18 protein-coding genes are annotated in these 20,845 nt (G+C 72.9%); 14 read left to right on the forward strand and 4 right to left on the reverse strand.

The features are described 5' to 3' along the window. The first annotated feature begins 53 nt into the window (after nt 1-53). The 10 genes from MUN78_RS01765 to MUN78_RS01810 all read left to right on the forward strand — a co-directional run bounded on the left by MUN78_RS01765 (nt 54) and on the right by MUN78_RS01810 (nt 9,996). A complete protein-coding gene (locus tag MUN78_RS01765; protein WP_244728382.1) occupies nt 54-1,112 on the forward strand; it encodes an ABC transporter substrate-binding protein in 1,059 nt (352 codons plus the stop codon). Nucleotides 1,113-1,198: 86 nt separating this feature from the next. Beyond that, a complete protein-coding gene (locus MUN78_RS01770; RefSeq protein WP_244728383.1) occupies nt 1,199-2,050 on the forward strand; it encodes an ABC transporter permease in 852 nt (283 codons plus the stop codon). After that, a complete protein-coding gene (locus MUN78_RS01775) occupies nt 2,047-2,865 on the forward strand; it encodes an ABC transporter permease (protein ID WP_244728385.1) in 819 nt (272 codons plus the stop codon). Before MUN78_RS01770 ends, MUN78_RS01775 begins: the two co-directional genes overlap by 4 nt. Beyond that, a complete protein-coding gene (locus tag MUN78_RS01780) occupies nt 2,862-4,013 on the forward strand; it encodes an ABC transporter ATP-binding protein (protein WP_244692725.1) in 1,152 nt (383 codons plus the stop codon). Before MUN78_RS01775 ends, MUN78_RS01780 begins: the two co-directional genes overlap by 4 nt. Then, entirely contained in the window at nt 3,968-4,369 is a 402-nt protein-coding gene (locus MUN78_RS01785) for a cupin domain-containing protein (RefSeq protein WP_244728387.1), read from the forward strand. Before MUN78_RS01780 ends, MUN78_RS01785 begins: the two co-directional genes overlap by 46 nt. A gap of 5 nt (nt 4,370-4,374) precedes the next feature. Continuing rightward, a complete protein-coding gene (locus tag MUN78_RS01790; protein WP_244728389.1) occupies nt 4,375-5,511 on the forward strand; it encodes an arginase family protein in 1,137 nt (378 codons plus the stop codon). Between the two features lie 171 nt (nt 5,512-5,682). Then, nucleotides 5,683-6,282 carry a helix-turn-helix domain-containing protein gene (locus MUN78_RS01795; RefSeq protein ID WP_244692728.1) on the forward strand — a complete coding sequence of 200 codons (600 nt, stop codon included), beginning with the start codon at nt 5,683-5,685 and terminating at the stop codon, nt 6,280-6,282. Nucleotides 6,283-6,376: 94 nt separating this feature from the next. Continuing rightward, the gene (locus MUN78_RS01800; protein ID WP_244692729.1) at nt 6,377-7,750 is read left to right on the forward strand and encodes an NAD(P)/FAD-dependent oxidoreductase; all 1,374 of its coding nucleotides are present in this window, start codon (nt 6,377-6,379) and stop codon (nt 7,748-7,750) included. Nucleotides 7,751-7,865: 115 nt separating this feature from the next. Next, on the forward strand, nt 7,866-8,243 hold the full coding sequence (locus MUN78_RS01805) for a cupin domain-containing protein (RefSeq protein ID WP_244728391.1): 378 nt from the start codon (nt 7,866-7,868) through the stop codon (nt 8,241-8,243). 82 nt (nt 8,244-8,325) lie between these two features. Beyond that, the gene (locus MUN78_RS01810; protein ID WP_244728393.1) at nt 8,326-9,996 is read left to right on the forward strand and encodes an amidohydrolase; all 1,671 of its coding nucleotides are present in this window, start codon (nt 8,326-8,328) and stop codon (nt 9,994-9,996) included. A 162-nt stretch (nt 9,997-10,158) separates the two neighbouring features. Here MUN78_RS01810 and MUN78_RS01815 read toward each other — a convergent pair whose 3' ends face one another. The 3 genes from MUN78_RS01815 to MUN78_RS01825 all read right to left on the reverse strand — a co-directional run bounded on the left by MUN78_RS01815 (nt 10,159) and on the right by MUN78_RS01825 (nt 16,121). Then, entirely contained in the window at nt 10,159-11,622 is a 1,464-nt protein-coding gene (locus MUN78_RS01815; protein ID WP_244728395.1) for a flavin monoamine oxidase family protein, read from the reverse strand. A 740-nt stretch (nt 11,623-12,362) separates the two neighbouring features. Then, entirely contained in the window at nt 12,363-13,166 is an 804-nt protein-coding gene (locus MUN78_RS01820) for a purine-nucleoside phosphorylase (protein WP_244692733.1), read from the reverse strand. Between the two features lie 117 nt (nt 13,167-13,283). Beyond that, nucleotides 13,284-16,121, reverse strand: a complete 2,838-nt coding sequence (locus tag MUN78_RS01825) for an aminotransferase class I/II-fold pyridoxal phosphate-dependent enzyme (RefSeq protein ID WP_429952295.1) — start codon at nt 16,119-16,121, stop codon at nt 13,284-13,286. A gap of 231 nt (nt 16,122-16,352) precedes the next feature. On the opposite strand from MUN78_RS01825, the gene MUN78_RS01830 reads away from it, so the two are divergent. The 3 genes from MUN78_RS01830 to MUN78_RS01840 are packed head-to-tail and all read left to right on the forward strand — an operon-like array spanning nt 16,353 to nt 18,685. Then, nucleotides 16,353-16,832: an SIP domain-containing protein gene (locus tag MUN78_RS01830; protein ID WP_244694108.1), complete on the forward strand. Its 480-nt coding sequence runs from the start codon at nt 16,353-16,355 to the stop codon at nt 16,830-16,832. 36 nt (nt 16,833-16,868) lie between these two features. After that, on the forward strand, nt 16,869-18,302 hold the full coding sequence (locus MUN78_RS01835) for an NAD(P)H-quinone dehydrogenase (RefSeq protein WP_244728397.1): 1,434 nt from the start codon (nt 16,869-16,871) through the stop codon (nt 18,300-18,302). Continuing rightward, nucleotides 18,302-18,685, forward strand: a complete 384-nt coding sequence (locus MUN78_RS01840) for a cupredoxin domain-containing protein (protein WP_244728399.1) — start codon at nt 18,302-18,304, stop codon at nt 18,683-18,685. The genes MUN78_RS01835 and MUN78_RS01840 overlap by 1 nt, the downstream gene beginning before the upstream one ends. A gap of 46 nt (nt 18,686-18,731) precedes the next feature. On the opposite strand, the gene MUN78_RS01845 is transcribed toward MUN78_RS01840, so the two are convergent. Next, a complete protein-coding gene (locus MUN78_RS01845) occupies nt 18,732-20,054 on the reverse strand; it encodes a class I SAM-dependent RNA methyltransferase (protein ID WP_429952296.1) in 1,323 nt (440 codons plus the stop codon). A 57-nt stretch (nt 20,055-20,111) separates the two neighbouring features. Between MUN78_RS01845 and MUN78_RS01850 the strand changes: the two genes are divergently transcribed. Continuing rightward, nucleotides 20,112-20,699 (forward strand): TetR/AcrR family transcriptional regulator, encoded by a 588-nt coding sequence (locus MUN78_RS01850; protein WP_244728403.1) that lies wholly within the window; start codon nt 20,112-20,114, stop codon nt 20,697-20,699. Nucleotides 20,700-20,845 lie beyond the last annotated feature (146 nt).

Consider the following 20,845-nt stretch of genomic DNA (forward strand, 5'->3'; position numbering starts at 1 on the left):
AATGCGTTATTATAATGTCCCATCAACGTGACGGACGAAGGAGTCGATCGAAGATGCACCAGAGAACCTTGAGGCAGCTCCCCGCGGCGGGCCTCGCCGCAGCCGCCGTGCTCGCCCTCGCCGCCTGCTCCTCGGGCGCCGCCCCCGACGAGGGATCGGGGGACTCCCTCGTCTTCGCGAGCTACGGCAGCGCGTACCAGGACGCGCAGAACGAGGCGTTCCTCACCCCGTGGGCCGAGGAGAGCGGGGCGAGCGTCCAGAACGACGGCCCCACCTCCTACCCGAAGATCCAGCAGATGGTCGAGTCGGGCAACGCGATCTGGGACGTGGCGGACACGGAGCCGTACTTCCCGGTGGCCAACTGCGGCACGCTCGTCGAGGAGCTGGACTTCACGAACATCGACACCTCGAACTTCCCCGAGGGCACGTGGTCGGACTGCTCGATCCCGATCGCCCAGTACTCGACCATGCTCATCTACAACACCGACACCTACAGCGGGGACGTCCCCGCCACCCCCGCGGACTTCTTCGACCTGGAGCGGTTCCCCGGCACTCGGGTCGTGCCCAACTGGGCCGGCGCGGGAGCGCTCGAATTCGCGCTGCTCGCCGACGGAGTCGCGCCCGAGGACCTCTACCCCCTCGACACCGAGCGCGCGTACGCCAAGCTCGACACGATCCGCGACTCGCTCACCTTCTGGGACACGAGCTCGGAATCGCAGCAGTCCATGGAGGACGGCGCCGCGGACATGTGGCTCGCCTGGTCGGGGCGCGGCTACGAGGCCGAGAACAACGGCGCCGCGATCGCCCCCGTCTGGCAGGACAACCTCCTCTCGTGGGCGAGCCTCAGCATCATCAAGGGCAGCAAGAACGCCGAGAACGCCCAGAGCTTCATCGAGTACGCCGCGACCGCCGAGCCGCAGGCGCGCTTCGCGGAGCTCCAGCCCTACTCGCCCGCCAACCTCGCCGCCGAGCCCGAGCTCAGCGAGCTCCAGGAGAAGTGGAACGTCGCCAAGGCCGAGGTCCAGGACCAGTCCGTCGTGACCGACGTCCAGTGGTGGGCCGACAACTCGGCGGAGGCCGAGGCCGAGTGGACCGCCTGGTCCACGAGCTGACCGCCCGGGCGGGGACCGGGCGGCCCGTCCGCCGGTCCCCGCCGCCATCCGCACCGCTTCTCGATCCGCATCCCCCGGGAGGGCCCATGCGTCCATCGCGCCTCTTCAGCGGCGTCGCCGTGATCCCGGCGCTCGCCGTGATCCTGATCTTCTTCCTGCTCCCGATCGGCGTCATCATCTACCGATCCTTCACCGAGCCGGAGCCGGGACTCGGCCAGTACGCCGCGGCCCTCGCCGATCCGACCACGCTGCGCGTGCTCGGCCGCACCTTCGCGACCGCGGTCATCGCGGTCGTCGTGTGCCTGCTGCTCGGCTACCCCTTCGCCTACCTGCTCACGCTCGTCGGACCCACGGCGCGCACGCTGCTGCTCGTGCTCGTGCTGGTGCCGTTCTGGACCTCGCTCATGGCGCGCACCTTCGCCTGGATCTCCCTGCTCCAGCGCGACGGACCGGTGTCGGCGATCCTCGCCTTCTTCGGCGCCTCGGACGTCACCCTGCTCGGCAGCGCGAGCGGCGTGATCCTCGCCATCGTGCAGATCCTGCTGCCGTACATGATCCTCACCCTCTTCACCGCGCTCGGCTCCATCGACCGCCGGCAGCTCGCCGCGGCGCAGAGTCTCGGGGCCAACCGCTACCGGGCCTTCTGGCAGGTCTACCTGCCGCAATCCCTGCCCGGCGTCTTCGCCTCGAGCGCGCTCGTGTTCATCCTCGCGCTCGGCTTCTACATCACGCCGCAGCTCATCGGCAGCCCGAAGGAGGCGATGATCGCGCAGGTCATCGGGCTCCGCGTCGAGAAGATCGTCGACTTCGCCGGCGCGGGCGCCCTCTCGGGCATCCTGCTGCTCGCGACGCTCGGGCTCTTCGCCGTCGTGATCCTCGCCGTCGCGCCGCTGCGCCGCGGCATTTCCCAGATGATCGCCGGAGGTGAGCGCTCGTGAACGAACCGACCCGGATCCGTCTGCCGATACGTCTCTGGGCCGCGGTGGCCGCGCTGCTGCTCGTCGCCCCGACGCTCGTCGTGATCCCGCTGTCGTTCTCGGACCGCCGCAGCTTCGCCTTCCCCATCGAGGGCTGGTCGCTGCAGTGGTACGAGCACTTCTTCACGGATCAGCGATGGCTCGGCTCCCTCGGGACGAGCCTCGGGATCGCCGTGATCGTCGGCGTCGCGGCGACGGCGCTCGGCACGCTCGCCGCCTACGGCCTGAAGGGCCTGCGGGCGCGATTCGCCGCGACCGCGCAGATCGCCATGATGCTGCCGATCCTCGTCCCCGGGATCGTGGCGGCGATCGCGATCTTCGGCATGTATCTGCGCTGGAACCTCAACGGCTCGATCCTCGGCGTCGTCCTCGCCCACATCACGCTCGCGCTGCCCTTCGTGCTCATCCCCGTGAGCACGGCGCTGCGGGGCCTCGACGAGACCCACGCCCGAGCCGCGGCCGTGCTCGGGGCGGGGCCCGTCGCCCGCTTCCTGCAGGTGGAGCTGCCGATCCTGCTCCCGGGCATCGCGACCGGCTTCGTCTTCGCGTTCGTGACGAGCCTCGACGAGGTCGTCGTCGCGTACTTCCTGCAGTCGCCGACGCTGCGCACCCTGCCCGTGCAGATGTACAGCTCCGTGACCGTCGAGACCGACCCGAGCATCGCCGCGGCCTCGACGCTGCTGCTGGTGCTCTCCACGCTCATCATCCTCATCCCCCGACTCGTGCAGCTCGTGCAGGAACGACGCGCCGCGCACCGACAAGGAGACGCCGAATGACCCTCACGCCCACTCCGGGAGCGGAGCTGCGACTCACCGGGCTCGTCAAGCGCTACGGCGGCACGGCGGCCGTCGAACACGTCGATCTGCACGTCGCCTCAGGCGAATTCCTCACCCTGCTCGGCCCGAGCGGATCGGGGAAGACCACGACCCTCTCCATGATCGCGGGCTTCACCGAGCCGAGCGGCGGCAGCGTGGTCTGCGACGGCGAGGAGATCACGACGGTGCCCCCGCACAAGCGCGGGCTCGGCATGGTCTTCCAGAACTACTCGCTCTTCCCGCACCTCTCGGTGCGCGAGAACGTCGAGTTCCCGCTCCGCCAGCGCGGCGTGCCGAAGGCCGAACGGGCGCGCCGGGCGCTCGAGGCGCTCGAGCTCGTCGAGCTCCGCGCTCGGGCGAACGCGAAGCCCGGCCAGCTCAGCGGCGGCCAGCAGCAGCGCGTGGCGCTCGCGCGAGCGCTCGTGTTCCAGCCCCGGCTGCTGCTCATGGACGAGCCCTTCGGCGCGCTCGACCGGGCGCTCAGGGAGCGCCTGCAGATCGAGCTGCGGCGGCTCCACCAGGATCTCGGCATCACCGTCGTGTTCGTGACGCACGACCAGGAGGAGGCGCTCACGCTCTCCGACCGGATCGCGGTCTTCAACGAGGGGCGCATCGAGCAGCTCGGCACCCCGGAGGAGCTCTACGAGCGACCCGCGAGCCTCTTCGTCTCCCGGTTCATCGGCGAATCGAACGCGTTCCACGGACGGGTCGCGGCGGGCGAGTTCGTCGGTCGCGGCGGCGTGCGCATCCCCGCGGCGGATGTGCCGGACGGCGACGCGATCGCCGTCGTCCGCCCCGAGCGGATCCGCGTCGCCGAGCCCGGCGCACCCGCGGGCGCGCCGCGCGCCGCGGGGGACTGCGCGCTCGATGGCCGGGTGCGCGACATCACCTACCTCGGCGCCCAGCGCCGGATCGAGTTCGCGAGCGACGACGGCCCGGTGATCGTCCGCACCGGCACCGAGGCTCCCGCCCCGGCGCGCGACGGATCCGTGCGACTGCAGTGGTCGCCGGAGAGCACCGCGATCTTCCCCCATCGCGACGACGCAACCGAAACGGAGAACCCATGGACCGCAACCCTCGCCCCGTCCACGTCACACTCGCCGAGCTGACCCCGCTCGCGGCCGACGCCGCGCCGACCCGGGTGCGCATCAACCGCATCATCACCCGCGAGGAGCATCAGAGCGAGCTCACCCAGGGCGTGTGCTGGATGGATCCCGGCGAGCAGACCAATCGCTGGTCGAGCCGCGAGGTCTTCGATCCCGAGGAGGCCGAGCACTGGTACGGCCCCGTCGACGAGACGTACTACATCATCCGCGGGCGCCTGCGCCTCACCTGGGACGAGGGCGTCTTCGAGCTCGGGCCCGACGACACCGTCTACCTGGCGCCCGGGTGGACCTACCACCTCGAGAACATCGGCGACGAGCCCGCGTTCTTCGTCTACAACATGACCCCCGCCCAGGAGTGAGCGCGATGACCCGCATCGACCCCCTGCCGATCCACTTCGACGCCCGCGTGCTCGACCACGACACCGGACCCGCCCTGCACGAGGCCGCCCCGAGCCCGTGGTTCGCCGCGAACGAGCCGCACACGGAGGGCCGGCTGCGCATCGAGCGCATGCACGACATCCTCGCGCGCGGCCCGGTCTCGGACGCCGTGCGCTTCGCGCCCGGCCGCCTGGCCGCGGAGGAGGAGCTGGCCGCGGTGCACGACGCGGCCTACATCGAGGAGGTGCGCCGCGCGACGGAGCGGGGCGGCGGATGGGTGACCGGCACGACGCGGCTGTCCGCCGGGTCCTACGCGCCGCTGCTCGCGGCGGCCGGGACGGCCCTCGCCGCGGCGGAGACCGTGCTCTCGGGCGCGGCGCCCCTGGCGTACGCGCTCACCCGGCCGCCCGGTCATCACGCGCAGCGCGCCCAGGCCGACGGGTACTGCTTCTTCAACGGCGCGGCGCTCGCCGCCGACGCCGCGAGGCGCGCCGGTATCGAGCGGGTGCTCGTCGTCGACTGGGACGTGCACCACGGCAACGGCACGCAGGACATCTTCTACGAGCGTGACGATGTGCTCACCGTCAGCCTGCACATGGACCACGGCGCATGGGGACCGAGCCACCCGCAGACCGGCCGGCTGGAGGAACGGGGCGCGGGCGCGGGCGCCGGCTTCACCCAGAACGTGCCGCTGCCGCTCGGCGCGGGCAATACCGCCTATCTGCGCGCCTTCGACGAGGTCGTCGCGCCGCTCGCCGAGCGCTTCCGCCCCGGCATGATCGTGTGCGCGAGCGGGCAGGACGCGAGCGCCTACGACCCCAACGGCCGGCACAACGTCTCGATGCCGGGATTCCGCGGCATCGGCCGACGGGTGCGGGAGCTCGCCGAACGGCACAGCGAGGGGCGGGCGATCCTCGTGCAGGAGGGCGGCTACAACCCGTCCTACGCCCCGTACTGCCTGCTCGCGACCGTCGAGGGCCTGCTCGGCGGCGCCTCGGAGACGCCGGATCCGCTCGCCTACGTGCCGGATCAGCTGCTCGGCCTCGACGCGCGCTTCGCCGAGATCGCGGCGGAGCTGTCGCCGGAGCGCCTGGCGCGCGTCGGCGCTCCCGGCGCACGGTAGCCGTCCGGCGGCCGCCGTGGCGACGCGGGGCGGAACCTCGGGCTCGGGCGGCTTGTGCGGCTCAGGCGGCTTGTGCGGTCGCCGAGCCTGGGGTACCGTGGAGCACAATCGACTGAACATATCGTTCAGTGAACGGGACACTGTGTCCGGTTCTGCGGCGAAGGAGCGACGATGGAGCGAACGGCGGCGGGCGACGACGCCGGGCTCGGCCCGCGCGTGGCGGTCCTGCGGCGGCTGCGCGGCATGAGCCTGCGCGCGCTCGCCGCGGCCTCGGGCGTCAGCTCCTCCTTCCTCAGCCAGCTCGAGAACGGCCGCACGAACGCGAGCGTCGCCTCCCTCCGCAAGATCGCCGCGGGCCTCGGCGTGAGCCCGGCGCAGCTGCTCGACGACTCGGCCGTGCACACCCGCGGCGTGCTCCGCGCCGCCGATCGACCGCGGCTGCAGCTGGAGGGTGCCGAGAAGTTCGTCGTCGCGCTGCCGCCGCTCGGCAATCTCGAGGTCTACGCCGGGCGCTTCCGGCCGGGCGGCTCCACCGGGCCAGAGGCCTACGCCCACGGCGACTCCCAGGAGATCCTCGTCGTCACCGCGGGCGAGATCGTCCTCGAGCTCGGCGGCGAGCGCTACGAGATGCGGGTCGACGACTCCATCGAGTTCCTCAGCTCCACCCCGCACCGGGTCCGCAACACCTCCGACGCCGACGCGGCCGTGCTGTGGATCAACAGCCCTCCGACGCCGGACGAGGCGCCGCACGGGCCGCCGGCCACCGGCTGAGCGCGCGCCGTTCCTCGCCGCCGGCCGATCCCGCGCACGGCATCCCGTCCCGATCCTCCACCCTGAACGCAGCACAGCAGAAAGCCCGATACCCATGATCAACGGCAACGTCTCCCACTGGTGGCAGCAGCTCGGCGCTCCGCAGCCGCGCCCCGAGCTGCCTGGCAGCCTCACCGCCGACGTCGCCATCGTCGGGGCCGGTTACACCGGTCTCTGGACGGCGTACTACCTGAAGCAGCAGCGGCCCGAACTGCGCGTGGTCGTGGTCGAGCAGCGGCACGCCGGCTACGGCGCCTCCGGTCGCAACGGCGGCTGGCTCACCTCGGCGATGACGGGCGGGCGGGCGCAGTACGAGCCGACGCACGGGCGCGACGCCGCGGAGCGCTTCCAGCGCGCGATGAATGAGACCGTGGATGAGGTGATCCGCGTGGCGGCGGCCGAGGGCATCGACGCCGACATCATGAAGGGCGGCGAGTTCAACGTCGCCTACACCCCCGCTCAGGAGGCGCGCATCCGTGCGTTCGCCGCCGAGGAGCAGTCCTGGCGCTTCACCGATCTCGAGCTGCTCGAGGCCGACGCGGCGCGGGCGAAGATCAACGTCGCCGGCACGCGGGCCGCGGTGTGGCACCCGCACGCCGCACGCATCCAGCCCGCGAAGCTGGTCTCGGGGCTCGCCGCCGCCTGCGAGCGACTCGGCGTCGAGATCTACGAGCGCACCCGCGTCGTCGAGATCGAACCGCACCGGCTGCGGACCACGCACGGCACCGTCGCCGCGGACTTCATCGTGCGCGCGACCGAGGGCTTCACGGCCGGCCTCAAGGGACTCAAGCGCCTCTGGCTGCCCATGAACTCCTCGCTCATCGCGACCGAGCCGCTCGACGCCGCGGTGTGGGACGAACTGCACTGGAACCAGGGCGAGGTGCTCGGCGACTTCGCCCACGTGTACATGTACGCGCAGCGCACGGCGGACGACCGCATCGCCATCGGCGGACGCGGTGTGCCCTACCGGTACGGTTCGCAGACGGACACCGACGGGCAGACCGCGCTCTCCACCGTCGACACGCTCAGCGAGATCCTCCACCGCTTCTTCCCGGCCACCCGCGGGGCGGCGATCGACCATGTCTGGTCGGGCGTGCTCGGGGTGCCGCGGGACTGGGCCGCGACCGTCGGCCTCGACCGCGAGACGGGCATCGCCTGGGGCGGCGGCTACGTCGGCACCGGCGTGACGTCGACGAACCTCGCGGGGCGCACGATCGCCGACCTCGTGCTCGGCAACGACACCGAGATCGCCGGACTGCCGTGGGTGAACCACCGGGTGCGCAAGTGGGAGCCCGAGCCGCTGCGCTGGATCGCGACCCAGGGGCTCTACGCCGCCTACGGCGTCGCCGATCGCGCCGAGCTGGCCGGGCGGAGGACCACCTCGCCCATCGCCCACGTCGCCGACGTGATCACCGGCCGCGCCCACTGACGGGGCCGTCCCGGCCCAGCACCGGTCGGGAGCCCCGAGTCCGAGCATCGACCCCATCGCCCGAGCATCGGGCCCCGAGCACGTTCCCTCGTGCACGACACCCCGGAGGAGCACCATGACCCGCACGCGCACCCGCGCCGCCCACGACACGGCGGCCGCAGACCTCGGCCCGCACGCCGCGAAGCCCACCGCCCGCACCGCGGGCATGACCGAGGCCGCGCGTGCGGTGTGGAGCGGCGGAACGCCGAACGCCGGCGGCGAGCCGCGCATCGAGACCGGCCTCTGGGAGTGCACGCCCGGCGTCTTCACCGCCGCCCGCGAGGGCTACACCGAGATCTGCACGATTCTCTCCGGCCGGGTGACCCTCGAGGTCGAGGGGGAGGATCCCGAGGAGTTCGGTCCCGGCGACGTCATGGTGATGCCCTCCGGCTGGACGGGCGTGTGGCGGGTGCACGAGCCGCTCCGCAAGCACTACACGACGATCCTCGACTGAGCGTCGACGCCGCCCCACCCGACCGCCCCTTCCCACCGCCCCATCAGGGTCACAGACCCGACCGACCGAGAGGATCGACGCCATGGCACAGCACGGAGGGTCGCTCGCCCTGACCGGCGCGCGGCTGCGCACCCAGACCGAGGACGCCGGAGCCGCCGGCGGGCCGACCGCGGGGACCGCGACGGCGCTCCTCGTCCGCGACGGCCGGATCGCGGCCATCGGCTCCGACGCGGAGATCCGCCGGGCGGCGGACGCCGAGGGGATTCCGATCCGCGATCTCACCGGGGCGACGATCACCCCCGGGCTCTTCGACTCCCACACCCATCCCCACTGGGCGGCCTCCGTCACCGCGGGCGTCGACCTCGGCGGGCTCGGCACGATCGCTGAGATCCGCGCGGCGCTCGCCGCCGAGCACGCGAGGCTCCCGGAGGGGGCGTGGCTGCGCGGCTGGAATCTCGAGTACGAGCCCTTCGAACACGACGACACCCCGGGCGGACTGCGCGGCGCACTGCTCGCGGACGCGGCCCCCGGCCGCCCCGTCGTGCTCATCTGCTACGACCTGCACACCGCGCTCGCCACCGCCCCGGCGCTCGCCGCGGCCGGCATCGACGGCGCGCGCGCATTCGACGACGCGAGCGAGGTGGTCGTTGACGCCGACGGCACGCCGACCGGCGAGCTGCGCGAGCCCACGGCCTACAATCTCGTCTTCGACGCGATCCCCGCGCCGGCGCACGACGTGGACCGCGATGCGCTGCGCGACATGTTCCGACGACTGGCCGCCGTCGGTCTCACGGGCGGGGCGATCATGGACGGCAAGGACGCGACCGTGGAGCTGCTCGCGGAGCTCGAGGAGCGGGGGGAGCTCGATCACCGCGTGACCGTGCACCACTGGCACGCCGTGGGGGACACCGATGCGGACGTGGCGCGCGTCATCGCGACGAAGGACCGCGCCGGCCGGCTCTGGCGGACCGGGGCGATCAAGCTCTTCAGCGACGGTGTCATCGACACCGGCACGGCGTGGCTGCACGCGCCCGACGCCTGCGGCGACGGTCGCGCGCCGTTCTGGCCGTCGTGGGAGCGCTACGGCGAGGTCGTGCGGGCCTATCACGCGGCCGGCATGCTCATCGCGACGCACGCCGTCGGCGACTACGCCGTGAGCCGCGTGCTCGACGTGTACGCCGGGCTCCCCGAGCGCCCCGGGCTGCCGTTCCACTCCATCGAGCACCTCGAAGTGCTCGCCGACGCCGACGTCGCGCAACTGCGCGCGTTCAACGCCGGCCGCTCCGACGCCGGGGTGACCGCGTCGATGCAGCCGCTGCACATGCAGTGGCGCGCCGTGGACGGCAGCGACGGCTGGGCGACGCGGCTCGGCGAGGGGCGCAACGCGACCGGCTACCGGGTGCGCGACGTGCTCGACGCGGGGGTGACCCTCGCCCTCGGCTCCGACTGGCCGGTGGCGCAGTACGATCCGCGGCTCGGCATGGCGTGGGCGCGCGGGCGCCATGCGCCCGGCGATCCCGGGGCGCCGGTCTTCGAGCCGGAGCAGCGCCTGAGCGGGGAGGAGGCGCTCCTCGCCTACACGCTGTGGCCGGCCCGCGCCCGCGGTCACGAGGATCGCGGCGTGCTCGCGGTCGGCGCCGTCGCCGACCTCACGGTCTGGGGCGCCGACCCGGTGACGACGGAGCCGGACGCCCTGCCCGAGGTGCCGATCCTGCTCACCGTCGTGGACGGCCGCGTGATCCACGAGGCGTAGCGGCGCGTCGCCAGATCCTGCAGGAGCGAGAATGACGCACGACGGGGGAAACGTGCCGTTTCGCACCGCTTCGGGTGTATTCCGCGGCGTGCAGGGAGAGGCGCGTGTCGCGGAGCGAACGGCCCGAGCAGGCAGGGCGTCGCCCTGGCCCTCGCTCGCACGTCACTCGTTGCGAGTGAGCGGCCCTTCTGGCGACACCTCCTGACGTGCGAGTGAGGCGGTGGGGGAGCCGGAGGACAGGGAAGCCGCGACGCGGCGGGACTCGCGCAGGGCGCTCTCGACCGCGCCGTCGATGAAGCCGCCCCAGAGATCGGCGTTGTCGGTGGTGGCGAAGTGGACCGCTCCCCACGGCTCCTGCAGCGCCGCGAGATCCCGCGTGAGCTGGCCCGGACGGTGGGTCATCCAGGTGGTGCGGGAGAGCGGATCGGACATCCAGTCGTGCGAGGTGGCGGCCGTGATCTCGAGGCCGGGGCGGCAGGCGTCGACCGCGGCCTGCAGCGCGGGCAGGTCGTCGGGATCGACGCGGGCGTGGTCCGGTCCGAACGCGACGAGCAGCGTGTAGTCGCCTGCCTCGTCCGTGCCGGTGAACTCGGCCTTCAGCACGGAGAGCGGATCCCGCTGGCTCGCGTACGCGAAGAAGCGGGGCACGTGCCCCCGGGCGCGCAGCCACAGCTTCGCGCCCTGCGAGGCCACGGTCTCGTGAGCGAGCCGCGTCCACGTCTCCGGGAGCACGGGATCGAAGCGGATCCCCATGATCGCGTTGGCCGGCAGCGTGCTCACGACCCGGCGGGCCCGGATCCGATCGCCCGCCGCGGTCTCGACGATCGCGCCGGCGTCCTGGTGGGATCCCGCGGCGGCGACCGGGGTCGGGCCCGCCGTCGCCTCCGTGACCGCCGTCGCCTCCGTGACCGCCGTCGCCGTATCCGCCGCCGTCTGGGTTACCGACGTCACCGCGGTGCCGAGCCGGATCTCGCCGGGCACGTCGGCCGCGATCCGCTCCGCGAAGGCGCGCAGCCCGCCGACCACCCGGTAGGTTGCCGAGGCCTCGTGCATGAGCGGCCAGTGCCCGCCGCACGCCGCGACCCAGCGCAGTGCGCTCGAGAGCCCCACACGGTCGAGCGGCGCATTGACGTGCCCGACCCACACGGCCTCGTTCGCCGCGCGCGCCTCAGGGTCGAGGGCGAGGGCGTCGATCCTGTCCTGGATGCTCAGCGCGTCGAGCTCGCGGATGCCGCCGTGCGCGGGCTCCGTGCCCCGCGGCATGGCCTCGCCCACGTCGGCCACGATGCGCCGCTGCCCGTCCGCGATGAGCGCCATGAACTCGGGGAGCGTCCCGCGGTGCGGACGCCCGTCCGAGTCGTGCCAGTAGGCCTCTTCAGCCGCGGGGCTCCGCTCGATGCCCCGGCCGTAGCGGGTCATCTCCGCCCACACGTGCGGCTGTACCCAGTGCACCCAGTTGGCGCCCATCTCGAGCTCGTGCCCGAGCCGGTGGTCCGTCCAGGTGCGTCCCCCGATGCGGTCCCTGGCCTCGATCACGAGCACCTCGTGCCCGGCCCGGCCGAGCTCCCGCGCCGCGACGAGTCCGGCGAATCCGGCCCCGATGACGACGACGTCCACGGACTCCATGAGCACTCCCTCCGGCCGGGCCGCGTCGCCCGGACGCGCCCAGCCTAGTCGCGCCCGGAGCCCGCTCGCCTCAGACGATCCGCGGGAGTCGCGACGCCGCCTCGTACGAAGGTACGGGCAAGGAGGTTGCCGTGCGTGGGCTCTGTGTCGCCCGCACTTGGGCCGTCCGCCCGTGCGTGGCCCGCGCGTTCGCGCGTGGCCCGCCAGCGCGTGCATGCGTGTCCGCCCGTCCGCGCGTGGCCCGCCCCGGAGATCACCCCATGACGATCAAGCTCCGCGCGTGGCGCCCGCCCGCGCGTGGCCCGCCCGCCCGTAGGCCACGTAGGCCGCGCGTGGGCTGCGCTCGAGAATCTGCGCGCACGCGACCGCGCGTGCGCCGCTCGTAGCCCGCGCCGTGCGCCCACCTCGTGCTCCGCATCCCGCGTCCGTCACTCGCCCCTCGCCGCATCGCCCGCTCGCCGGGCGAACCCTCGCCGGGCGAACCCTCGCGGGAATGACGCGAACGGGGCTCTCCGAACCGAATAGGCGCAGTTCGCGTCATTTTCGTGGGGGACGAGGCAGGACAAGGGCGGGACAAGGGCGGGGGAGAGAAAGTGCGGGAGAAGTGCGCGAAAGGTGCGCGCGGGGGAAGGGGCGGGACAAGGGCGTGGGAGAATGGGCGCGAAGGCGCGCCGGGGACAGGCGGGGTCAGGGAACCCGGGAGGCGGAGGCGACGCCCCGGGCGTCGGCTCCGCCGATCCTCAGAGGCGGGCGACGACGCGCGTGAGGAGATCCGCGAGCCGCGGCTCGGCGGCCTTGCCCTCCTCGAGCACCTCCTCGTGGTTGAGCGCGCCAGCCATCCCGGCCGCCGGGTTCGTGATGAGGGTGAAGCCGAGCACCTCCATCCCGGCCTTCCGGGCGGCGATCGCCTCGAGCGCGGTCGACATGCCCACGGCCTGACCGCCGATCGCGCGCAGGTAGCGGATCTCCGCGGGGGTCTCGAAGTGGGGACCGGGGAGCTGCACGTAGACGCCCTCCTGCAGCGACGGCTCGGCACCGCGCGCGAGCTCCCGCAGCCGCGTCGCGTACAGGTCGGTGACGTCGACGAAGTCGGCGCCCACGAGCGGCGAGACGGCCGTGAGGTTGATGTGGTCGTTGATGAGCACGGCCTCGCCGACGGCGAACGCCGGATCGATCCCGCCCGCGCCGTTCGTGAGGACCATGATGCCCGCGCCTGCCGCGGCCGCGGTGCGCACGCCGTGCACGACGGCCTGCACGCCGTGGCCCTCGTAGAGATGGGTGCGCGCGCCGATGATGAGCGCGTGCTTGCCCGACGCCAGTCGGAGCGAGCGCAGCGTGCCGGAGTGCCCGGGGATCCCCGCGGCGCGGAAGCCCGGCACCTCCTCCGCGGGGATCACGGCGACCGTCTCGCCGATCACGTCGGCCGCGCGCCCCCAGCCGCTGCCGAGGGTGAGGGCGATGTCGTGGCGCTCCACGCCGGTCCGCTCGGCGATCGCGGCGGCCGCGGCGGCGGCGAGGGTCGTGGGATCCTGATCCATGCTCATGCCGACCAGTGTAGAGGCGGTCGCGGCGCGCTCGAACCGCGGACGGCTACGCGCGCTGGATCGCTTCTCGCGCCCCGCGGTGGACTGCAGACTGCCCGTTGCTCCCGCCCGTGCGGCTCACCAGGCGGAGCGCAGGATCCGGTAGCCGCGGCGCGGGTCGTAGCCGTGGATCTCGCGGGTGTCGAGCACGGCCATGAAGTCGAGCACGCCGGCCGTGATGACCTGCCCGGGGACGAGCACCGGGAAGCCCGGGGGGTACGGGGTGACGAAGCCGGCGGAGACGGGCTCCTCGCCGCGCTCGACCCGGGCGCGGAGCTCGGCGGGGAGCACGTGCTCGACCGCGCCGCGGCGCTGGCCGCGGAAGAACGCGGCGCGCATGTCGCCGTCGGGGAGCGCGGAGCGCTCGGCTCCGCCGGCGATCGCTCCCCCGCGGTCGCTCGCGTAGTCGACGGAGAACGCGCTGAAGTCGGGCAGCGGCGGCATCGGGATCTCGGCGGGCAGGGGGAGGTCGGGATCGCGCTGCGCCTGCTCCTCCTCGAAGCGCTCCGCGAGCTTCACGAGCACCTCGATGAGGTACGCGATCGCGCTGCGGGAGGTGCCGATGTTCGTCATGAACAGCACGGTGTTCCGGCTGGTCTTGTTCACCTGGATGCCGTAGCGGTCCATGAGGTGCTCGTGCTTGAAGGTGTCGCCGTCGACACCGGTGCGGCTGATCTCGATGGTGATCCGCGAGGGATCCACGACGAACTCGTCGTTCGCCCATGCCTCCCACATCGTCGACAGCCCGTCGCGCAGCGGCATCGGCCGGCCGGAGCCGCGGTGCGCGGCGGGCACGAGGTCGTGCGCCGTGAGCACGCGGAAGGTGCGGCGCAGGAGCGGGTGGCGCGCGATGGACTGCGCGAGGCTCGTGGCGAGGTCGAGCTGGCGCTGCACGAGCTCGAAGCCCTCGAGCTCCACCTGGCGGCGGCCGATGTCGAGCGAGGAGAGGATCTGGTAGTTCGGCGACGTCGAGGTATGGGTCATGAACGCCTCGTGGAAGGGCTCCTCGGCCTCCCGCACCCAGTCCTGGTCGTAGACGTGGATCATGGAACCCTGCCGCAGCGCGGTGAGGGTCTTGTGGGTGGACTGCGTCGCGTACACCCGGATCCGCGCATCGGGGGCGGGGAGGAGCCGCTCGGCGAGCCAGGCCTCGTCGGGGAGCGCCGCGCCGTCGGCGTCGTGCAGGCGCTCCTGCTGCGCCCGGTACGCGGCGGCGTGCGCGGAGCTCCGCAGCCGGTCCTCGAGCCTGCGCGCCGCCGCCATGGCGGTGCGGCGCCGGGTGACGGGATGGAACGCGGCGAAGGCGAACCATGCCTCGTCCCAGAGGAAGACGAGGTCGGGCTTGATGGCGAGGCACTCGGCCATCACGCGCTCCGGATCGTAGACGATGCCGTCGAAGGTGCAGTTGGTGAGCGTGATCATGCGCACCTCGTCGAGGCGCCCCGCGGCCCGGTAGTCGAGGAGCAGCTGCTTGATGCGGGTGATGGGGACGGCGCCGTAGAAGGCGAAGTCGTTGAGCGGGTACGCCTCGAGATAGGCGGGCCGGGCACCGGTGAGCATCACGGCGTGGTGGTGCGACTTGTGGCAGTTGCGGTCCACGAGCACGACGTCGTTCGGCGCGGTGAGCGCCTGGTGGACGATCTTGTTCGCCGTCGAGGTGCCGTTCGTCACGAAGAAGGTGTGCTTCGCGCCGTAGGCGCGCGCCGCGAGATCCTGCGCCTTCTTGATGGTGCCGACGGGCGCGAGCAGCGAGTCGAGACCACCCGAGGTGGCGGAGGTCTCCGCGAGCAGCAGGTTCAGGCCGTAGAAGTCGGCGAGGTCGCGGATCCACTTGGACGACACGACGGAGCCGCCGCGCGCGACGGGGAGCGCGTGGAAGACGCCGACGGGGCGGCGCGCGTGATCCTGGATCGCGGTGAAGAAGGGGGTGTCGTAGAGGTGCGAGATGCGCCGCAGCAGGGTGAGGTGCAGCTCGAGCTGATCCTCGCGGCGGAAGACGCGGCGGAACCGCCGCGTGAGCGCCCCGGCGAGCTCCTCGATGTGGGCGCCGGCCATGAAGTACAGGTCGAGCTCGGGTCGGATCGCGGCGAGCGTGTCGGCGAGGCCGAGCACGCGCTGCACGGAGGCGAGCTGGCTCCGCGTCGGGGCGAGGCCCGGAGCCACCTCGGAGCGGGCGAGCCGGATCGTCTCCCGGAGATCGCGGCTGAGCCGCTGCCTGGTGCGATCGCTGAAGCCGGGCCGCACCACGCAGGCGAGGATGTTCGGGTTCGTGAGCACCGCGGCCACGGCGTCGTCCGCGGACGGCACGATGACGTACTCGTAGATGAAGGAGTCGGCGGGCGCGCGCAGTCGCTGCGCATCGCCGCGCATCGCCTCGCGGTCCGCGGCGGTCGTCTCGTCGACGACGAGCACCTCGAAGCGGGGTCTGGGGTCGGTGTCGGCGGCGAACTCGATCCGCTCCTGCTCGTCGGCGTACTCGTCGAAGGCCTCGTCGCCCTGGGCTTCGCCGCGGAGGCGCTTCACGACCCGCCCGATGCGGTCGAGGGCGGTGCGGAAGTCGCCCTGCTCGAGGAGGTCGCCGATGTCGCGGACGTACTGCTGACCGAAGCCGGCCCAGTACAGCTCGACGGTCTCGAGCGCGCGCAGCGAGCGGAGGATCTCGCTGTCCGCGGCGAGGGCGCTGCGGTCGTCGCCCCCGAGCGCGAGCCGCTTCACGGCGTAGCGGAGGTACTCCCAGGCGTCGCTGCGCAGCCGCCAGGAGCTCGCGGGCATGCCGGGATCGCGCTCCAGCGCCGCGGCCGTGCCGGCCTGGGGGGCGGAGCGGGAGATCGAGTCCCCGTCGGTGGTCGCGGCGAGCGAGATGGCGCGGCGCGCCGGCTCGGCGGTGGTCCCGGGGGCGGACTCGATCCTCGTCATTGGCGACTGTCCTTCCGACGTCTTCGTGCGTGCGCCGTCCCGGTCCGTGGGGTTCCGGCGGGCGGGGCGATGCTCCGCATCACCCGAGTCCGAGTGTAGGCGACCGGTGATTCCGGCCGGGGAACACGCGGTCCCGTGTGACCGGGGATGACGCGCTGCGACGGATCCTGAATGTTCCCCGAGAACCCAAGCCGATGATGGTTAGGATCGCCTAACATTAGTCACGTGAACATGCCCGAGCCCTTCGACGACGCGCAGATCGTCTCCGTGGTCGACCCCGATGGCATCGACTGCGTGCTCGCCGCGGGCGACGTCTCGGATCTGCCGGAGCTGCGCGGCTGGCTCGCGGGCCTTCCGGAGACGGCCTACGGCCGGGTGTTCATCGAGGTGTTCGCCGAGATGCAGATCGAACCGCTGCCCGTGCCCCCGCACGTGGGCGTCACCTGGCTCTGCCGCGAGCAGCGCGAGGCGAGCCCGCGGCCCGGGGTGGGCAGACGTCGCGGCGAGGCGCTCGCGGGCGCCGTCGAGGCCTGGTTCCAGGAGTGGCTGTGGGCCGACAGCGAAGCCGTGCGCAACATCCAGCTCTGGATGGGCGCGCGCACGAGCTCGGTGATGCAGAGCTACTGGGCGCAGCTCGACCGCCGGCTCGAGCGGCGCTGGCCGGGGTTCTGTCAGCAGGAGTGCCGCGGCGATCGCGCCGGCGAACGCTGAGCCCGGCGCCCGGCTCGCGGGCCGTAGACTGGACGCATGGCGAAAGCGTATGAACGGAAGCATCGCATCGCGGTGCTCGGCGGCGGTCCCGGAGGGTACGAGGCGGCGCTCGCGGGAGCCCAGCTCGGCGCGGAGGTCACGCTCGTCGAGCGGGCCGGCGTCGGCGGCGCCGCCGTGCTCACCGACGTCGTCCCGTCGAAGAGCCTGATCGCCACCGCGGGCGCCGTGCAGGCGGTGCGCGACTCCGGTCGCCTCGGCGTGCAGACCTTCGTGCCGGGCGATCACGGCAAGCCGGTGCGCCCGGAGACCGCGGTCAACCTCGCCGCCGTGAACAAGCGGCTCATGGCCATGGCCGGTGCGCAGTCGGTCGACATGCTCCGCAGCATGGAGGATGCGGGGGTCCGCGTCGTGCAGGGCGAGGGCCGGCTCGACGGCACCGGCGCCGTCCTCGTGTCCACCGCAGCGGGCGGCACCGACTTCGACCGGATCGAGGCCGACACGATCGTCGTCGCCGTCGGTTCGAGCCCCCGCGAGCTCGATTCCGCGAAGCCGGACGGAGAGCGGATCCTCACCTGGAAGCAGCTCTACGACCTCCCCGCCATCCCCGAGCACCTCGTCGTCGTGGGTTCGGGGGTCACCGGCGCCGAGTTCGCGAACGCCTACCGCACGCTCGGCGCCGAGGTCACCCTCGTCTCCAGCCGCGAACAGGTGCTCCCGGGGGAGGATCCCGACGCCGCGGCGGTGATCGAGCGGGAGTTCACCCGGCTCGGCATGCACGTGATGTCGAAGTCCCGCGCCTCCACCGTGAAGCGCACCGAGACCGGGATCGTCGTCGAGCTCGAGGACGGGCGCGTCGTCGAGGGCTCCCACTGCCTCATGGCCGTCGGCTCGGTGCCGAACACCGAGGGACTGGGCCTCGAATCCGCCGGCGTCGCGCTGACCGACAGCGGGCACATCCGCGTGAACAAGGTGGCGCGCACGAACGTGCCGTCGATCTACGCCGCGGGCGACTGCACCGACTTCTTCCCGCTCGCATCCGTGGCATCCATGCAGGGCCGCACCGCCATCATGCACGCGCTCGGCGACTTCGTGCGCCCGATCGACCTGCGCAACGTCGCCGCGAACGTCTTCACCTATCCGGAGATCGCGACCGTCGGCTGGAACGAGCGCACCCTGGACGAGGCGTCGGACCTCGCCCAGCACGTCACGCACACGGTGCCGCTGAGCGTCAACCCGCGCGCGAAGATGATCGGCACGACCGACGGCTTCGTGAAGCTCTTCGCGTGGAAGGCCTCCGGCACCGTCATCGGGGGCGTCATCGTCTCGCACCGCGCGAGCGAGCTCATCTTCTCGCTCGCGCTCGCGGTGGAGCATCGGCTCACCGTCGACCAGGTCGCCTCGGCGTTCGCGGTCTACCCCTCCATGACCGGCGCGATCACGGACGCGGCGCGCGCGCTGCACCAGCACTGATGACGGCGGTGCTCTCCCGGCGCGGGCTGCTGCATGCCGGTGCCGGCATATTCGGGATCGGCGCCGTCGCGGCGCTCGCGGGCTGCGCGAGCGGAGCGCCCGAACCCGTGCCGTCCGACGATGACGCGCAGCCGGCCGTCACCGTGCGCGTGGTCGACAATGCGTTCGAGCCCGCCGAGGTCGAGATCGCCGTCGGCGAGGCCGTGCGCTGGGAGTTCTCGGCCCTCGCGGAGCACGACGTCGTGTCGGGCGATCGCAGCTTCGTGAGCGAGCTCATGCGCGAGGGGAGCTACACGCACCGGTTCCCGGAGGCCGGCGAGTTCGACTACCTCTGCTCGATCCACCCGGAGATGCGCGGCCTCGTCCGCGTCGTCGCGCCGTAGCGCGCCGGGGGCGCGAGGCCGTGCGCGGCCCGCGGGCACCGCTCCGCTACGCCCGCTGGAACACCGCCAGGGATTCGAAGTGGTGCGTGTGCGGGAAGATGTCGAAGGCGCGCAGTCCCGTGAGCTCGTATCCCGCCTCCCGCAGCGACTTCGTGTCGCGGGCGAGCGCGACCGGGTCGCAGGCCACGTACACGATGTTCGCGGGGGAGAGTTCGGCGAGCTGGGCCGTCACGCCGCCGCCGGCGCCCGAGCGCGGCGGATCCAGCACCACCGTGCCGCGCCGGAGCCGATCCCGCACCGGCTGCGCGGCGCGCAGCAGCTCCGCGAGGTGCCGATCGACGCGGGCAGTGAGGGCGAGGGCGCCCACGAGCCCCGACAGGTTCTCCGCAGCGTCGTCGGTCGCACCGGCCTCGGACTCGACGGTCGTCACCTTGAGCCCCGGGCCGGCCGCCTCCGCCATGGCGGCCGCGAGCAGCCCCGCGCCGCCGTAGAGGTCGAGGTTCCCCGCGGCCGGGTCGAAGCGGTCGTCGTCGACGAGTTCCGCGATGGCGTCGCGGACCGCCGTGAAGAGGACGGCGGGGGCATCGCGGTGCACCTGCCAGAAGCCGCCGGCGCGCACGAGGAAGCCTCGGTCCTCCACCAGTTCGCGGATCGTGTCGCCCGCGCCCGCGCGGGTCTTCTCGCCGACGAGCCCGAGGAGCATGCGCGGATCGTCGGCGGCGGGGGCCACGAGGTCGACCGTCGCGACCCCGGGCATGGCGTCTCCGAGCGGGGCGATCATGTTCACCTCCGCGCTCGCGAGCGGCAGGGAGGAGACCGGGATCACCCGGCGGCTGCGCGCCGCGTACGGGCCGACCGTGCCCGTCTCGGGGTCGACGTGGAGGCGGACGCGCGTCCGGTACCCCGTTCCGCCGGACGCGTCGTCGCCCGGGGCGGGCTCCACGAGCTCGGCGAGGAGCCCGGCGAGCTCGTCCCCGTCCTCGGCCGCGAGCTCGACGCCGCCGAAGCGGCGCATCGCGTCGGCGAGCACCTCCGCCTTGAGGCTGCGCTGCCGCTCGAGGGCGATGTGCCCGAACTCCGCGCCGCCGGCGCGGTGATCGGGATCCCGCGAGACGTCGGCCTCGGCCCAGACGTGCGCGCGGCGATCCGGCGAGTCCTGGAGGACCTCGACGACGGCGGCACGGGCGAAGGACTTCTTGCGGGCCTCGGTGATGCGCGCGCGCACGCGCTCGCCCGGGATGGCGTCGGCGACGAACACGACACGGCCGTCGTGGCGGGCGACGCTCACGCCGCCGTGGGCGATGCCCGTGACCTCGAGTTCGATGGTGTCGCCGACGGCGAGGGGAGCGGAGTGCGCAGCTGCAGACATGTGCTCCATTCTCCCATCTCCGGCGGAACCCCGGAGCCGGCTGGGTAAGGTGAGGGCATGGCGCAGACGAGAGGTCGGGGGCGGCCCCGCGGCGGTACGGACTCGCGCTCTCGGATCCTCGCGGCCGCCGTCGAGGCGTTCGGCGAGACGGGGTACGAGGGGGCGACGATCCGGGGGATCGCCGAGCGCGCCGGCGTGGATCCCGCGCTCGTGCACCACTATTTCGGAGCGAAGGCGGATCTCTTCGCGGAGGCCGCCGATGTGCCGCTGCGCCCCGACGTGGTCGTGCCGCTGATCCTCGCGGGCCCGCGCGCCGAGGTGGGCGAACGGATCGTGCGCTACGTCCTCGAGGCCTTCGCCGACGACGGGGTGCGGCGTCGGGGCGTCATGCTACTGCGCACCGCCGTGGGCGGGCGGGCGGGATCCCCCCTCATCGTCGGATTTCTCGCGCGGGAGCTGCTGCCCCGTGTGGCCGGCCGGCTCGAGGTGCCCGACGCCCGCCTGCGGGCGGACCTCGTGGCGTCCCAGATCGCGGGGCTGCTCATGATCCGCTACGTGCTCCGGGTGCAGCCGATCGCCGACGCCCCGATCGACGAGCTCGTCGCGCGCGTCGGCCCCACGATCCAGCGCTACCTCTTCGACTGAGCGGCTAGGGCCGGTCCCCGCCTGCGCCCTGTGCCCTGTGCCCTGTGCCCTGTGCCCTGTGCCTCTCTTCCCTCTACCGTCTCCTCCTATCCCCGCCCGCACGTTCTGGATCGGGGTCGCTGGGGCAGGGTGGTTCGCGGCGGCAC

Origin of the sequence: Leucobacter allii (genome assembly GCF_022919155.1) — a bacterium.
In the GTDB taxonomy this organism is placed as follows: domain Bacteria; phylum Actinomycetota; class Actinomycetes; order Actinomycetales; family Microbacteriaceae; genus Leucobacter; species Leucobacter allii.

Excerpts from the sequence above, each read along its gene's own strand:
- MUN78_RS01765 (WP_244728382.1), top strand. The coding sequence starts at position 54 with ATGCACCAGAGAACCTTGAGGCAGCTCCCCGCGGCGGGCCTCGCCGCA.
- MUN78_RS01770 (WP_244728383.1), top strand. The coding sequence starts at position 1,199 with ATGCGTCCATCGCGCCTCTTCAGCGGCGTCGCCGTGATCCCGGCGCTC.
- MUN78_RS01780 (WP_244692725.1), top strand. The coding sequence starts at position 2,862 with ATGACCCTCACGCCCACTCCGGGAGCGGAGCTGCGACTCACCGGGCTC.
- MUN78_RS01785 (WP_244728387.1), top strand. The coding sequence starts at position 3,968 with ATGGACCGCAACCCTCGCCCCGTCCACGTCACACTCGCCGAGCTGACC.
- MUN78_RS01790 (WP_244728389.1), top strand. The coding sequence starts at position 4,375 with ATGACCCGCATCGACCCCCTGCCGATCCACTTCGACGCCCGCGTGCTC.
- MUN78_RS01795 (WP_244692728.1), top strand. The coding sequence starts at position 5,683 with ATGGAGCGAACGGCGGCGGGCGACGACGCCGGGCTCGGCCCGCGCGTG.
- MUN78_RS01800 (WP_244692729.1), top strand. The coding sequence starts at position 6,377 with ATGATCAACGGCAACGTCTCCCACTGGTGGCAGCAGCTCGGCGCTCCG.
- MUN78_RS01805 (WP_244728391.1), top strand. The coding sequence starts at position 7,866 with ATGACCCGCACGCGCACCCGCGCCGCCCACGACACGGCGGCCGCAGAC.
- MUN78_RS01810 (WP_244728393.1), top strand. The coding sequence starts at position 8,326 with ATGGCACAGCACGGAGGGTCGCTCGCCCTGACCGGCGCGCGGCTGCGC.
- MUN78_RS01815 (WP_244728395.1), bottom strand. The coding sequence starts at position 11,622 with ATGGAGTCCGTGGACGTCGTCGTCATCGGGGCCGGATTCGCCGGACTC.
- MUN78_RS01820 (WP_244692733.1), bottom strand. The coding sequence starts at position 13,166 with ATGAGCATGGATCAGGATCCCACGACCCTCGCCGCCGCCGCGGCCGCC.
- MUN78_RS01825 (WP_429952295.1), bottom strand. The coding sequence starts at position 16,121 with ATGACGAGGATCGAGTCCGCCCCCGGGACCACCGCCGAGCCGGCGCGC.
- MUN78_RS01830 (WP_244694108.1), top strand. The coding sequence starts at position 16,353 with ATGCCCGAGCCCTTCGACGACGCGCAGATCGTCTCCGTGGTCGACCCC.
- MUN78_RS01835 (WP_244728397.1), top strand. The coding sequence starts at position 16,869 with ATGGCGAAAGCGTATGAACGGAAGCATCGCATCGCGGTGCTCGGCGGC.
- MUN78_RS01840 (WP_244728399.1), top strand. The coding sequence starts at position 18,302 with ATGACGGCGGTGCTCTCCCGGCGCGGGCTGCTGCATGCCGGTGCCGGC.
- MUN78_RS01845 (WP_429952296.1), bottom strand. The coding sequence starts at position 20,054 with ATGTCTGCAGCTGCGCACTCCGCTCCCCTCGCCGTCGGCGACACCATC.
- MUN78_RS01850 (WP_244728403.1), top strand. The coding sequence starts at position 20,112 with ATGGCGCAGACGAGAGGTCGGGGGCGGCCCCGCGGCGGTACGGACTCG.